Raw genomic sequence first — 13975 nt, forward strand, 5'->3', positions numbered from 1 at the left:
TGGGCAGCCCTCTAATCCAGCGTTCAGGCGACCGGACCTAGTTTTTCTGCAACCGCCTCAGCACTCGGTCAAGCTGTGCACCCTGCTCGGATTGCGATGTAGGGCTGTCTTTGACCAAATTATAATACTCATTCACATCATACTGCTGAATAGGCAAACGCAGATCACGCGCCGTCAAACGTCCGGTTGCCGCCAACACGGCATAGGCCGCGTTATAGAGCAGAGACTGCGCCGAAATGCGTGAAGCTTCTGCATCCAGCAAAGCCTGTTCTGCATCCAGCACATCAAGTGTCGTCCGCGCACCCAATGTAGCCTCTTCACGCACACCGCGGAATGCAATACGTGCGGCTCTGATTTGGCGCTCCGATGCCTCAAGCGATGCACGCGCAGAGCTCAGCTGCGCATAAGCGATGCCCACGTTCTGCTGGATGTTGTGACGTACCACATGCAGATTGCCGCGCTGCGCATCACGCTGCGCTTGTGCCCTGCGCACTGCAGAGGAACGTGCACCGCCCTGATATATCGTTCCGCCCGCGTTCAGACCAATGCTGGCACCCGTTGAAAAATTGCTGCTGTCGAGGTTCTCGCTCAGCGACAAAGTGCCTTGTGCTGTTACTGTCGGGCGCTTGCTCGCCTCAGCCTGCTTTATGGCCAGCTCTGCCGCCGCAACTTGGTGCTGAACAGCACGCATATTGGGATGCTGACGCACTGCAATTCCTTTGGCCGCATTTATATCATTGCCAATCTTGGGCAGGTTCGGCGGTGGCGACAAGCGGCCAGGCTTGCGCCCGATCACATTGCGATATTCCTCAACAGCGATGGCATAGTTGCCCTGCGCACTAGACAAGCCACTGCGTGCTTGCGCCAGTTGCGCCTCAGCCAAGGCCACATCAGTGCGCGTCACTTCACCAACTTCAAAACGATTGCGTGCAGCACTTAATTCTTGGGTCAGAACCCGCACGTTATTCTGGCGCAATGTCACGAATTCTGCTGCTTCGATCACGCCCATGTAAGCCTGCACGCCGCGTTGTAGCACCTGCTGCTCGATCCCGATCAGCGTTTGGCGCGTCGCCAAAACGGTCTCTTTTGCAACTTCAACACCAAGTGCTGTAGCCCCGAAATCATAGACAAGCATTTCGGCTATCAATCGACCACTCGCCACAAGGCTATCGGAATTTTGCGCACCCAAAAGCAGTGAAGTCTGCCCGCGCCCTAAATTCTGGGTAATGCTCGCCGTCCAGCGCAGGACCGGCTCAAGCGCAGCTCCCGCAGCCGCAACATCTTCATCCGCAGCACGCAACAAAGCGCGATTTTGCACCAAAAGACCAGAGTGCTCATAGGCACTGACCAGTGCATCCGCCAAAGTATCTGCTTTTACAGCCGGCGATGACATCCCCGTCAAAAGAGCAGCGACACCTACAAGAGCAGTCATACGCATCGCACGAACCGCCGCTTGCTTCACTTCACCAAAAAACATTTCCAATGCCCCCAAAGCATATGTCATTCCGCAGATCAAAATCATATCGTCCTGCGGAGACGCGCAGACAACTGCGCGTTCGCTCAAAAATCAAACGTCATCTCTTTTTCAAACCCGGGCAAAATCGGCGCTGTCGCGTTGAACGCCAACCGCCAGCTGATTTTCCCTGCCCGTTTGTAGCCCACGCGAACCTCACCCAGTGGTCCAGACATAAACATCGCAGCGATACGCCCTCCCTCTTTGAGTTGGTCCACCAGTGCTGCAGGCACATCTGCCACGCCGCCCTGCACCACGATCACATCATAAGGACCATGCTGCGGTGCGCCCTCGACGAGTGGCCCTTCATGGACCACTGCATTGTCGGCCCCTGCCGCCACCAGCGCATCCTGCGCTTCGCGGGCCATGTCCTCGTCCTGCTCAACTCCAACAACTGCCTGCGCCATACGGGCGATAACAGCCGTGGAATAGCCCAATGCACACCCCACATCGAGAACGAGTTCGTCCCCGTCAATTGCCAGCGCATCCAACATCTTGGCCAAGCTACGAGGCTCAAGCAAAACGCGCCCCTGCCCTAAGTTCAAATTCTCGCCTATATAGGCTGCTTCACGCTGCGCCGTGGGCACAAAATTCTCACGCGCGACGGTCAACATCGCGTCGATAATCGGAAATTTGGTCACATCGGAAGGCCGCACCTGCGTGTCGACCATCATCGTGCGTCTTTTGGAAAAATCGGTCATGTGGAAATGCTCGTCTGTTCAGAATCCTGTTGGCCCCAATGTGCCACAACCCAGCCGCGTCAGCAACGCCACATCCCAACGTCCTCGCACAGCAGCAAGTCGTAGGCATCTTGCCCCTTGCAGCGCTCAATTTCACGGTCTATAGCGGGGAAACTTCGGCGAGTTGGCGGAGTGGTTACGCAGCGGATTGCAAATCCGTGTACAGGAGTTCGATTCTCCTACTCGCCTCCATTTACATTCAATGAGTTAAATGAAGAATGCTCCATTTACAGGGGGTCATTTTACTGGGCATTTTACATTTATGTTCCTGTAGCATTCCTTTTTGCCTTCGCGACAAGTTCCAAAATCTTGTCGGTTTTGTCAGCTGCAACAACGGCATAGATCTCGATCTATTTGGGTGGCGTATCGTAAGTTCCATCCAAACACTGTCTCGAGCTGAAACGCGTCTGCCCCCGCCTTAAGTAGTTTAGTAGTAGCAGTTCCACGGCAGTCATGCGTATGCAGGCTGTACCCTAGCACCCCCTCAGTGAGACCAGCGCAATTTTTCCAATGGCTCAGACTTTGAGATACTGAGCAGCCCCAATTGAGTGGTCCATGTAAAAAGTCAGTGCATGATTGGCCGCTGGTCCATCGGGATGATGGCCACTGGCGCAGGTGGGCGGTAGCCCAATGCACTATGGGGTCGTTTGGTATTGTAATGTTTCCTCCAGCTTTCGATGAAGATCTGGGCTTCACATAGCGAGTAGAAGATTTCGCCATTCAAAAGCTCGTCTCTCATCCGCCCGTTGAAGCTCTCGCAGTATCCGTTCTGCCAGGGCAATCCTGGCTCAATGTAAGCAGTCTGTGCTCCGACGGCTTTGATCCAGTCCTCCCAGTCTCAGCGATGAATTCCGGGCCATAACACCTTCGGAATGATGCTGGTTCAAAGCCTATGATCGCCTGCGCAGCCCTCATATAGCGCAGCAGGTGATCATAGCCTTGGCTTAAGTCTCTACAATGGTTTTGCATAAACCACACCGCAAAGTAGACCAACTATGACCGTGATTACAATTGCGCAGACCGCGCCTGCTTTTGATGGCTATCGACATTGCCAAAGCGCGGCATGAAGTTTTGATTGCAGTTCTTGGCACGAAGCGCCGTCGTCTCTTAACTGTTCTAAACGACCTTGCTGACTTCATCCGCCTTATCACTACGCTAAAGGACTACGGTCGCCCAGTGCGTGCAGCTTTTGAAGCTACTGGGAATTACCACCGCGCCTTGGCTTATCATCTGGCAACCGCAGGCTTTAAGGTGAAGTTGGTGTCGTCAGTAGCGTTGGCGCGCACTTAGGAAGCTCTTCACAACAGCTGGGACAAGAACGACCCCAAGCATGCTCAGGTCATCCTCCACATGATGGAGATCGGGAACGAGCAATTCTACCACGATCCGCTGCTTTGTGGGACAAACGATATTCAGGAGCTGTCCAAGAGCCACGATATCGTTTCCAAGTCAAAGACCGAGCTTTGGCACCGCGTGCTAACGCATTATCTACCGCTTTATTTCCCCGAAGCTGACCGTTTTCATCGCAGTTCACGCAGCGACTGGTTCTTTGCGTTCCTTTAGCGTTACCCGTCACCACATTTCATCACTGCTATGGGCAAGGATGCATTTACCGCTGACGCTTGGGATGTTGTGGGCCGCAAGGTCGCAAAAGAACGTTTGCTTGCCGATATTTACCAGATATCCAAAGTATCAGTGGGATCGCCAGTCGGTTCTGACTCCGATGTAATTAGAATGTTCCGTTTGGTTCTCAAAGAAGGCAGGAGTTTTATCGCACAATGCAATGAGATCGAGGATCGTACAGTTGCATTGCTCAAAGATCTTCCTGATTATCAACTTTTCACATCAATACCTAGGATCGGTCCGATCAACTCGCTGACCATCTTAGCCGAAGCAGGTTACCTACGCCGCCTCAGACATCACCGACAATTCCCTAAATTCTGCGGAATGGACCTCGCGACCATCCAGTCCGGCACATTCCGCGGCCAAACCAAACTTTCCAAATATGGTAACACACGCCTGCGCCGCACCCTCTGGATGGCCGGCCAAATCGCCATTCTGCAACGAACCAACAGCTTCTGCGACAAGTTCGAACGCTACATCGCGAAGGATCGCCACAACACCCTTTTGCGTCGTAAAGAGTATACTGCAATCGCCGCCGAGATGGCCCGTACTGTTCATGGGGTCATCAAAAATGGCGACCCTATCGCGCCTTCTTTGAGGGGTGATCGATCGCATAAGGACCTTTCTCTGTGTGGGCCGTAGAGGCAGTGATCTGACCTCGTAGATAATGTTTAGGCCCTTCTGTGTTAGCGACACGATGATCTCGTCTTAAGGACGGTGAGAGCCGCAAAAGCGTACTCTGTGTTTGTTATGGGAGAGACTGTCGTTGACCAAAATGCCGAACTGAGCAATGATTTGAGCGTGTCGAGATGCCTCGATACGATAATGACGTGATGCCAAATCAGCCAATTATTCCTCGCATAAGACGTTGTCCGAAGGAATGTAGGCTGGCACGCCGCGCAAGATGAACAGGTCTGTCAGCGCGTCGATAACTTCGTTCGAGTTGAGTTTTCTTTTTACTCGGATCCAAGGCATTCTCGGCTGTGTTCATCGAAAATATTGAGCGTCCGGAACACTCTGCCATCATCTGTCCGGTTATGCGCGAAGTCGTAAGATCAAACATGATTGCGATACTCGGGGCGAAGCCGAAAACATGACCCATCATTCAGCCAGAGCCGTCCCTTCCTTGGGTGCTTCATTGGCACTTTAAGCCGCTCACGTAGCCATAGGCGTTCGACACGCTTGTCATTAACTTGCCAACCCGCATCCCTCAAAAAAGAAGCAACCCGACGATAGCCATATCGACCGAACTGGCGTGTCAGCTCGATCATGTCCGCAACCAAGCGTTCTTCGTCAGCACGCCCTCGTGGCAACCGCCGCTGCGTGGATCGGTGTTGGCCCAATACACGGCAGACACGACGCTCAGAAACTGTGAACTGACTACGAACGTCATCGATGCAGGCACGCCTGCGCAAGGGGCTTAGAAGTTTCCCGATGTGGCCTCCCTTAAGATCAACTTATCCAGCGTCAGGTCGGAAACTGCACGCCGCAGACGCTCGTTCTTTTTCTGTAGTCGCTTCAACTTCTTAAGTTGTTCTGCGCCCATTCCACCGTACTTCTTCATCCAGCGATAATAGGTTTGTTCAGTCACATTGATCTGTCTGATTGGATCAATCTGGGGCATGCTTTGCCCCATCAAAACTTCAACCTCTCGTAACGTCACGACAATCTCTTCCTGCTTAGATCTCTTGATTGCAATCTTTGGTCCTCCGCTTTCCTAACTATAGGCGAGGACCACCTCAAAGGGGGAGGCTCAGTTGCGTGGGGAGTTTGATGCGGCAAAACAGTATTGCTGTTGTTAGAACGCGCAAACACAAAGCGACAAGGGACAGCAATCAAAAGTTCAACATTGCGCCAAACCTGCTGGATCGTAACTTCACGGCAGATCAACCAAACCAGAAATGGGCCGGTGACATTACTTATATCTGACGCGCGAGGGTTGGTTGTGTCTGGCTGTGATCCTGGATTTGCATTCGCGGCGCGTGATCGGCTGGGCGATTAGCAATAGGATGAAACGGGGCCTGGCAATCAGGGCGTTGAAGATGGCCATCGCGTTCCGGTCTTCGCCAAAGGGCTGCATCCATCACACGGATCGCGGTAGTCAGTATTGTTCGCATGACGATCAGATGATCCTGCGCCCGAACGGGTTTAAAGCGTCGATGAGGGGAAAAGGAAATTGCTATGATAATGCGGCGGTTGAGACGTTCTTCAAAACCATCAAGGCAGAGCTGATCTGGCGAGACACCTAGGACACCCGCAGGCAGGCTGAGATAGCGGTCTTCGAATACATCAATGGCTCCTACAATCCGCGTCGCCGACACTCAGCACTGGGCTGGGAAAGCCCCGTCGCTTTCGAACGGAAGGTGGCTTGAACGAGCACTTGGAGCGGCACGAACGCGAGACAGGTCCAATCTCTCGCACCGTCCTGTCTCCACGAAGCGCTTCAAGCGCCACCTTAGCTTTAAACTTGGCTGAAAAACTGCGTCTCTTCCTCATTCGTGTATCCTATCGTCGTGATCGGAAACATCTTAGCACGATGTCCAGTTTTGTCGGACCACTTCAGCCCCACCGGAATAGCATAGCTCAAGCGGCTTCACCTCACCACAAAACGACGGGAACCCTTTTCCATCGTTTCACAATCCCCAGTATTCAGGGGCTGCGGTGTGCGACAGATTTTCATCTTACCCTTGCATAGGGCTTGCCAAATTCTTGGCTATACCAACCGTTTATAGTTTAACGCGGCATTTTGTGCCCGCAGGGATGTCGCCGTTGGGGTTTGGCAGCTCGAGTCTTACAAAAAAGGTGCTGCTTGCGGCATCAAAAACACTATCTACGACCGTGACCTCAGCCTCAAAGCTGCGGTCAAATGGCAGGACTTGGCGCACTTGGCGCGTGGTCCCCACGGAGACCCGACCGAAGGCTGTGATCGGTGCGAATACGCCCACGTGTAACGGGTTCGTTTCCGCCACCGTAACAACGGGAGTTTGCTCATTGGCAAATTCCCCCTTGGCAGCAAGGATCGCTATTACAATGCCATCAACGGGGCTGCGAAGAACGCGCCGGTCGCGCACCTGCGTCGCTTGTGCCAGCTCAATTAATGCAACTTTCTGCTCCAACTCCGCTTCCTCTACGGCCAGCGCTGCAAGTGCCAGTTCGATCTCCGCGCTTTGACGCAGAGCGACGGCCGCCACATTGCGCTGCTCGAGCTGCAAAGCGCGATCAAATTCCGTCTGGCGCAGTTCCAAACGCGAGACTTGCGCCCGTATGTTTACGTCAGATGATGCCCGCGCTTGAGCAAGGTCGATCTGGAGGGTTTCAAGACGGTCATCAAGCCGCGCCAAAGCCTGCCCCGCTTTGACAGGGTCCCCCCGTTTTACCAAAATCTCAGAAATAATACCGTCTGTTGCTGCAGAAAGGTCAGCGATCGAGCGTGGCTCGATCAGACAATCCAGATCTATCAACGGCTCCGTAACCGCTTGTTGTGCCTCTGCCTGACTGCTGTTCACAACCCCAGTCAAGCTGACAGTGGCCGCAAGAACCACACCTGTAAGGTTTCGCGCCGATGCCCTGATCATTCTACTCTCCCAGCAAATCCAAATTGTTCTTCACGGCGCAAATCATGCCGCAGTAAGTCCGTGCGAGCGCGTGCATGCAACCGCTCTGCGCGGGCCTGTGCGCGGTGGAACGCCTTTGGTCCCTGCACCCATCGCAATAGCCGCGCGCGTGCAAAGCTGCTGATCAGCGGGTCCTCCCAGCTGACGAATGCTTCGCAACTACCCGGATCACCCTGCCGTGCACAACGTCCAATCACCTGCCTGTCAATCCGCCGTGCTTCGTGCAGTTCCGTCAAGAGCACGTGCATCCCGCCCAAGGCCCTTACCTGTGTCGCCAAACCGATATCTACGCCACGCCCCGCCATATTGGTCGCAACGGTGATCGCGCCAAGCTGTCCGGCAGCGGCAATAATCTCGGCCTCCTGACCGGATTGCGCGGCGTTCAGTAACTCATGCGGCAATCCTGCTTCGGTCAAACGCGCTGAGACCGCAGCACTGGCACGAACGGTACGGGTCGCGATCAAAACGGGGCGCCCCTTTGCGTGCAGCTTGGCCACACGTGCGGCGACCTTGTCCCACTTCACCGCTTCGTTCCGCAAAATACGTCCGCGCCCATATTTGCGCCTCGAAGCGCGCGGAGGGGGGACAGGCACCACCGACAATCCATAGACCGCGCGTAACTCGGCCGAAACTTCGCGCGCCGTCCCTGTCATGCCCGCCAATCTGCGATAGCGGCGGAAAAACCTCTGATAGGTCATGCGCCCGAGCACCTCTCGGCGCCCCGTGATCTCGACATCTTCCTTGAGCTCGATCAATTGGTGCAGACCGTCCGACAGAGCCCGATCAGGAGAGACCCGACCAGTGTATTCATCGATCAGCTTTACTGTGCCGTCTTCGATCAGGTAATGCTCATCGCGGTCAAAAAGATAGCGCGCCGACAAGGCAAGCGTGGCGGCATTCTCGCGGCGCGCCGTGTTGCGCCAAATACCTCCCATCTCTTCAGCCTCACGGGTCAGCGCACGGCGGCCGGAGGCGGTCAACTCAATCTGCCTGCCAGAACGATTCACCACAAAATCGCGCCCCTCGACCAGCAGCTGTGCCAAGTGCCACGCCGCTGCCGCCCAGTCAGGATCAGGCTGCGCTGTTGCCGACAGGATAAGCGGCGTGCGACATTCATCGATCAAAACAGAGTCCGCCTCATCCACGATAGCAAAAGGCAATCCATTCATCGAAATCCCCGCACCACGCGGTGTCTGCGCACTGATCATCTCAAAGGTCAGCCGTAGTGGTCCCACTTCTCCGGTCAGCCGGATGCGGTCGCGCAGATAGTCAAAGGCCATCTCCTGATTGGAGCCATAGGTGATCGCGCAGCGGTAGGCGGCGGCGCGGTTCTGATGCTCGATATCAGCAGTGATCAGCCCGACCCGAAGGCCCAAAGCCTCAGCAAGAGGCAACAAAGTCTCACCATCGCGTGCGGCAAGGTAGTCATTGGCCGTAATGACATGGACGCGTTCCCCCATCAGGGCGATCATCACAGCGGCGACAGAGGCGGTGAGGGTCTTGCCCGATCCCGTCTCCATTTCGGCGAGCCGTCCCGAGACAAGAACCAAGACGCCGGCGATCTGGCTACGAAACGGCATAAAGCCGAGCTTGCGTTGTGTGAGGACACATAGAAGCGCCAGCAAGTGCCGCGCAGGACGAGACAGCGGTTTGCGCAGATCTGCCCGCTCTCTTGCCGTCTCGATGCGGACCATCAGGACGTCGTCCTCAAGATGGCTGAGCTTGCGGGCCTGACGGGCGATGCCACGCGCACGCCACATCATGCGCCGACGTGTGGCAACAGCGACAACCGGCTGGGTCGCCTGTGCCACCACCCGTTTTAACGTAAAGCGCCAGTCCAGCGGCTGCTCGACCCCCTGTGCAGGTACCATCTGCCGAAAAAGGCCAAGCCCTGCAACGGCTTGCACCTTAGATGGCGAAGGGGAAACCTGATCAAACATTGAAACGTCTCAGGAAAAGCTGCCGCAAACGGCGCCACCCACGCTGAACCAACGGCTCGGATCCGTGGTCAAAACGCACATGGACACGCATGCCCAACACCAAACTGGGTGGTGCCGCGACCGGTTCCAGATCAAACTGCATCACCGGTTGCAGCGCCACCGCTGCACCATTTGCGACAGGATCAAGCGAAAACTGCCCCCCTCCCTCAGTGGTCAAAGCGAGCGAGGCCAGCTCATATCCGATTGCAGGCACTTCTCTGGCAACACGCGCCTCATACCGGTGTTCAGGCGCATCCGCAGGACGCATTTCAACGCCAAGAGTGCGGGCTCTGACAAGGTCGGCCTTGTCTTGGGACACCGCTACACGCACGACGATGGAGGTCGGATCAACCACATGCCCGATAACATCACCCCGCCGCAAAAATCGCCCTTTAAGATCACCGGCATTCGGCAAGACAAGCTCTCCGGCCCGGTGCGACACCACATCCCGCGCAACCGCAAGGCTTTGCAGAATGTTCAGCTCTTGCTCTGCGCGCACGGACTGCGCTTTCCACAGCTGCATATCATAGGCACTCTCGCTTAAGGCCTGTTCGTAGCGGTAGCTATATTTACGGAACTCCGCCTCGGCGGCACGCAGGCTGGCATCCGCATAAGGATCGGAAAGTTTCAGGATCACCGCCCCCTGCGCGACTTGATCGCCTGAGGCACTGACGACCTGCTCGATCACGCCTTCGGCCTCGGCATAAACCGTCTCGTCACGAGTGGAATGAACCACGCCTTCGGCCATCGTCCGGTACGGGACACGGATCACTCCCAATGACAGCACAAGTGCACAGATCACAATCCCACTGACCGCAAATGCCCTGCCCCGCCGCCCCCGCAGCCGCTCTCCAATCACAACAAACTTCAGATGTTTGAGCATCGGCACAATAAACATTAACGTCAAAGACCAGATCGCAAGCGCAATGCCGACAATGAAAAAACGCACAGCCACAATGGAGATTATCGTCACTGTTATCACGATCCGATAGCAAAACGCTGCGATAGAATAGAAAAAGAACCATCCTTTTTCGCCGCGCGCCCGCACTGGAGACCGCGCATCGGCAATGCCAAAGGCATAACGCTGGATCAAATAACCCAGATACTGGTTCGACCGGTTGCCAAGATTGGGGATTTCAATCGCGTCCGCCAAAACAAAATACCCGTCAAAGCGCAATAGCGGATTGCCATTGAACAGCAGCGTTGAAATCCCGCCAATTACCATCGTATTAAATGCAACCGCCCGCCACAGCCCCGGCTCCAGCTCGACCCACAGCAGCATTGCGCCCGCAGCCAACCCCAGCTCGACCATGATCCCCGCCGCACTGACCAGAATCCGTGCGCGTTTGTCCGGAAAACCAGACGCCGCGGACGCGTCAACGTAGGGCACGGGGATGAACACAAGAAACATCAGACCGACTTCGCGCACTTCGCCGCCAAATTTCTTTAGCGCAAACCCATGGCCCAACTCATGCAGGAGTTTGACCACCGGATAGACCATTACCAGCGCGATGAGCGAATTTGTCGCCAGCACACGATCGATCAGGTTTTCGGTCAACGCGTCCCAATGCTGTACCGCCGTCACTGCACCAGCGCCGAGAAGCAACAGATATAACAACCCGCCCCAGATCGTAAAAAACGGCCGCGCAAGAGGCCAGCATTCCGTAAGAAAATGGTCGGGATCCATCAGTGGAAACCGCAGCGCAAGCGGGTTCATAAATCGCGCAACCAGCCCTTTGCCTTCCTTTTTTAACGCCCGTTCAACCAGCCGGTCATTGTCAGGCATCCCATCCGTTACCAGCAGATCAATCGAGCTAAGCTGCGCAATCGTGCTGAGCATTTCATCTTGCGTGGGTGCAGTCTCACCCAGCTCCGTACAGGTGATGTCCCAGATTTCACCAACGGTGCGCTTGCCATCCATTTGGGCGACAACCCAATGCGTGCTGTCCGACAATCTGCAAAATTTGCCTGACAGGGGATCGCGCATAACGAACCACTCGACACCACGAAACACCTGTCGCGTAATCTCTGTGCGCGGAGCAAGCCACGGGCGCAGATGTGCTGCGCGGTACCATATCGGGCTTTCAAATCCGGCGGCCATCCTCTCAGCCCGTCCAGCGCCAAATGGCCAGACGCGCCCAATCGATGATCGGCCGTGTCCAAACATCGATCAACAACCGCTCTTCAATCTGCACTTTACCGATGCCGCGCATGCCAGGCCGCAAATCGCCAGAAGTTTGGGTCAACTGCGCCTCTACTATGGCAAAGTTACGCCCGCCTTGGGCGTTCATCCTCGGTGTAATCTGGGTCAGCTTGAATTCGAATTTTTGGTCTGGCAAGGGCGCAAGAACAAGCGAGCCTGTCTGGCCGATCCGTACTTGATCGAGGTCGCGTTCCTCAACCTCCAGCGCCACACGGTAACTGTCGAGCGGAGCCAGACGGAAGAGTTGTTGCCCCAAACGAACTGCTGCTCCGAGAGACTGGCTGTGGTCGCCCTCAATCACGACCGCATCAAAAGGCGCACGCAAAACTGCACGATCCAACTGGCGCTGCGTCAGTTCCGCCTTTGCGCGAGCCTGCTCGATATTAGCCGATGCGATGCGCGCAGTTGCGGCTGAGCGCCCTGCAAGCGCTTGGTCATACTCACCCTCATACCGGCCCACATCTGTGAGCCAACGGGTCAATTCGATTTGCAGATCACGCTGGTCAAGGCCCAGCAGCGGCTCACCTTTTTGCACGATGTCACCGGCACGGACGAATTGCTCAGCGATATGCCCGTCGAACGGCGCGACCATCATCCGCACGATTTCGCCCTGAATTTCCGACTGTGCCACAACGCGAAAATCCGCCTTGGCATACCAGAAAAACGCAATCAATCCCGCAAGCGTTAACACCGCCAGTTTGCGGCCCAAATAGCCTGCCCCAAACAAGCGCCCCAGGGCCTGACGGCCGCTTTGCCACAGCACACGCAGCACGCCACGCTCACCTTGTTCACGCTCGTCAATCAAAGCACCCAATGCCGCCCCTACGCCCTCGGCAACCATTAAATCCTGTTCCGAGAAACTCTCACCTGCTGGTCTTGCCAGATGCAAAGCGCCAATTGCCTCCCCGCCCGCGCCGGAGAAAAGGGCAACGGACAAAAGCTCACCCATGCCTGCCTCACGCAGCAAGGCGGCATGATGTTGCGCCACCATGAAATCCTGAGAGTCTCGCGGCGGATAAAGCACTGATCCTTCTTGGTAAAAAGCCTCGGACATTGCCAAAGCGATAGCCTGTGCATGGGTCGTCTCGCGCGGGCGTTCCGAGACATCGGACAAGGCTGTGACTTTCATCCGCCGTCTCGGTGTCGCGCGTCCAATCGCAACATATGCACAGTCCAACTCACGCGCCAGAAGATTGCACGCCGCCAACATGGCCGACCGCGACGAGTTAGCCTCCAGCACAGCGCCAATCGTGTCGAGGACCAAGGATGCCTTTGCGCGATCACGGTCCTGGGAAAAAGCCAAATCACGGCGCAGCGCCGCGATGAGCCAACCGCTCGCCCAGCGCATACCATGAAGCGTCACAGCAGGATCATCTGGTGGCGTCTGGAATTCCAGACAGATCGCGCCAAGTACCTCTTCGTCAACGATCAACGGCAGAGCTAAACATGTCCCCGACTGCACAACGCCCCGCTCCTCTTCGAGAGCAGCTTCGACCGTGTTCATAATCGTGTGGCCCGGACTGTCCCCCTGCGGCCACAGAGCGATCGGCACAAGACCTTGTGGCATCATCACGACGACCGCGCCAGCGGCACACGGCCCAAGCGTTCGCACAGCAAGCGCAAGCCAGACCCGCGCAAAATCATCAAGATCAAGATCGTCAGAAAACCGCGACCATAGAGCCTTGTCCAGGATCGAAACTGTGTCGTCTTGGGCCTTTGGCGCTTCCGACGCACCGGACCGGTCAGGTGGAGGGCTCATCATAATCTACTCCCCGCAATGCGGCGGATTGGGAAAGGATCAGCCGCTCAGGCGTCCCCACCCTTGGCTTTTTGCCCACCCGCAGCCGCAGCAGCAGCCAATCCGTCGAGCTTGATCTCGCCAAAGCGATTTTCATATTGCGACAGAACAGCACCCATCAAAACAAACAGTCGCTTTGCAGCGTGCGGATTGAGAATAATCCGCTCTTCCAGCCGTACATCAAATTCTTTACCCGCGGCAGGGTTCCATGTCTGATTAGAGCCGAACAAAAGCGTCACTTCCTCACGCGTTGAGGAGGCATTAACCACATTCGCATAAGTGGTCTGCATTTGACTATCATCCCAGTTCACGACCGGTGCAGCAGGAGCGCCGACTTCGGCAGGAGTGGTCGATGCGTCAGCGTCATTTGCAGCGGTTTTCTTATTCGTCATCTGAAACTCTTTCTTATTGATATTTATAGATTAATATTAAAAATAGCATGGCTCAGCTGCTGGTAAAGTACAAGAAAATTAACTGTTTTACACCCTAATTCATAGGCTGCGCA

Annotated in this window: 7 protein-coding genes, 1 tRNA gene and 4 pseudogenes; 3 read left to right on the forward strand and 9 right to left on the reverse strand. The window is 55.6% G+C overall.

From position 1 onward, the window contains the following. Nucleotides 1–37 precede the first annotated feature (37 nt). Nucleotides 38–1432 (reverse strand): TolC family outer membrane protein, encoded by a 1395-nt coding sequence (locus tag Q0775_RS02665; RefSeq protein WP_298859910.1) that lies wholly within the window; start codon nt 1430–1432, stop codon nt 38–40. 128 nt (nt 1433–1560) lie between these two features. Further along, a complete protein-coding gene (locus Q0775_RS02670) occupies nt 1561–2214 on the reverse strand; it encodes a protein-L-isoaspartate O-methyltransferase (protein ID WP_298857781.1) in 654 nt (217 codons plus the stop codon). Nucleotides 2215–2371: 157 nt separating this feature from the next. Here Q0775_RS02670 and Q0775_RS02675 point away from each other — a divergent pair. Continuing rightward, nucleotides 2372–2445, forward strand: a tRNA-Cys gene (locus Q0775_RS02675). Between the two features lie 373 nt (nt 2446–2818). Here the strand turns inward: Q0775_RS02675 and Q0775_RS02680 are convergent. Beyond that, nucleotides 2819–3111, reverse strand: a pseudogene (locus Q0775_RS02680) (transposase); the annotation flags it as partial. A 137-nt stretch (nt 3112–3248) separates the two neighbouring features. Between Q0775_RS02680 and Q0775_RS02685 the strand changes: the two are divergent. Then, nucleotides 3249–4518, forward strand: a pseudogene (locus Q0775_RS02685) (IS110 family transposase). 225 nt (nt 4519–4743) lie between these two features. On the opposite strand, the pseudogene Q0775_RS02690 reads toward Q0775_RS02685, so the two are convergent. Next, nucleotides 4744–5575, reverse strand: a pseudogene (locus tag Q0775_RS02690) (IS3 family transposase); the annotation flags it as partial. 62 nt (nt 5576–5637) lie between these two features. Here Q0775_RS02690 and Q0775_RS02695 point away from each other — a divergent pair. After that, nucleotides 5638–6248 (forward strand): annotated as a pseudogene (locus Q0775_RS02695) (IS3 family transposase); the annotation flags it as partial. Between the two features lie 354 nt (nt 6249–6602). Here Q0775_RS02695 and Q0775_RS02700 read toward each other — a convergent pair. The 5 genes from Q0775_RS02700 to Q0775_RS02720 are packed head-to-tail and all read right to left on the reverse strand — an operon-like array spanning nt 6603 to nt 13862. Further along, entirely contained in the window at nt 6603–7451 is an 849-nt protein-coding gene (locus Q0775_RS02700) for an efflux RND transporter periplasmic adaptor subunit (protein ID WP_298857782.1), read from the reverse strand. Continuing rightward, nucleotides 7448–9430, reverse strand: a complete 1983-nt coding sequence (locus tag Q0775_RS02705) for a translocase (RefSeq protein WP_298857783.1) — start codon at nt 9428–9430, stop codon at nt 7448–7450. Before Q0775_RS02705 ends, Q0775_RS02700 begins: the two co-directional genes overlap by 4 nt. Next, nucleotides 9423–11570 carry a peptidase M50 gene (locus Q0775_RS02710; RefSeq protein ID WP_298857784.1) on the reverse strand — a complete coding sequence of 716 codons (2148 nt, stop codon included), beginning with the start codon at nt 11568–11570 and terminating at the stop codon, nt 9423–9425. Before Q0775_RS02710 ends, Q0775_RS02705 begins: the two co-directional genes overlap by 8 nt. 4 nt (nt 11571–11574) lie before the next feature. Then, nucleotides 11575–13434: an efflux RND transporter periplasmic adaptor subunit gene (locus Q0775_RS02715; RefSeq protein ID WP_298857785.1), complete on the reverse strand. Its 1860-nt coding sequence runs from the start codon at nt 13432–13434 to the stop codon at nt 11575–11577. Nucleotides 13435–13478: 44 nt separating this feature from the next. Beyond that, nucleotides 13479–13862, reverse strand: a complete 384-nt coding sequence (locus tag Q0775_RS02720; protein ID WP_298857786.1) for a DUF3467 domain-containing protein — start codon at nt 13860–13862, stop codon at nt 13479–13481. Nucleotides 13863–13975 lie beyond the last annotated feature (113 nt).

Origin of the sequence: uncultured Sulfitobacter sp., from assembly GCF_947499945.1 — a bacterium.
Taxonomy (GTDB): Bacteria; Pseudomonadota; Alphaproteobacteria; order Rhodobacterales; family Rhodobacteraceae; genus Sulfitobacter.

Coding starts and splice junctions, on each gene's coding strand:
- Q0775_RS02720 (WP_298857786.1), bottom strand. CDS start 13,862: ATGACGAATAAGAAAACCGCTGCAAATGACGCTGACGCATCGACCACT.
- Q0775_RS02715 (WP_298857785.1), bottom strand. CDS start 13,434: ATGATGAGCCCTCCACCTGACCGGTCCGGTGCGTCGGAAGCGCCAAAG.
- Q0775_RS02700 (WP_298857782.1), bottom strand. CDS start 7,451: ATGATCAGGGCATCGGCGCGAAACCTTACAGGTGTGGTTCTTGCGGCC.
- Q0775_RS02665 (WP_298859910.1), bottom strand. CDS start 1,432: ATGACTGCTCTTGTAGGTGTCGCTGCTCTTTTGACGGGGATGTCATCG.
- Q0775_RS02670 (WP_298857781.1), bottom strand. CDS start 2,214: ATGACCGATTTTTCCAAAAGACGCACGATGATGGTCGACACGCAGGTG.
- Q0775_RS02705 (WP_298857783.1), bottom strand. CDS start 9,430: ATGTTTGATCAGGTTTCCCCTTCGCCATCTAAGGTGCAAGCCGTTGCA.
- Q0775_RS02710 (WP_298857784.1), bottom strand. CDS start 11,570: ATGGCCGCCGGATTTGAAAGCCCGATATGGTACCGCGCAGCACATCTG.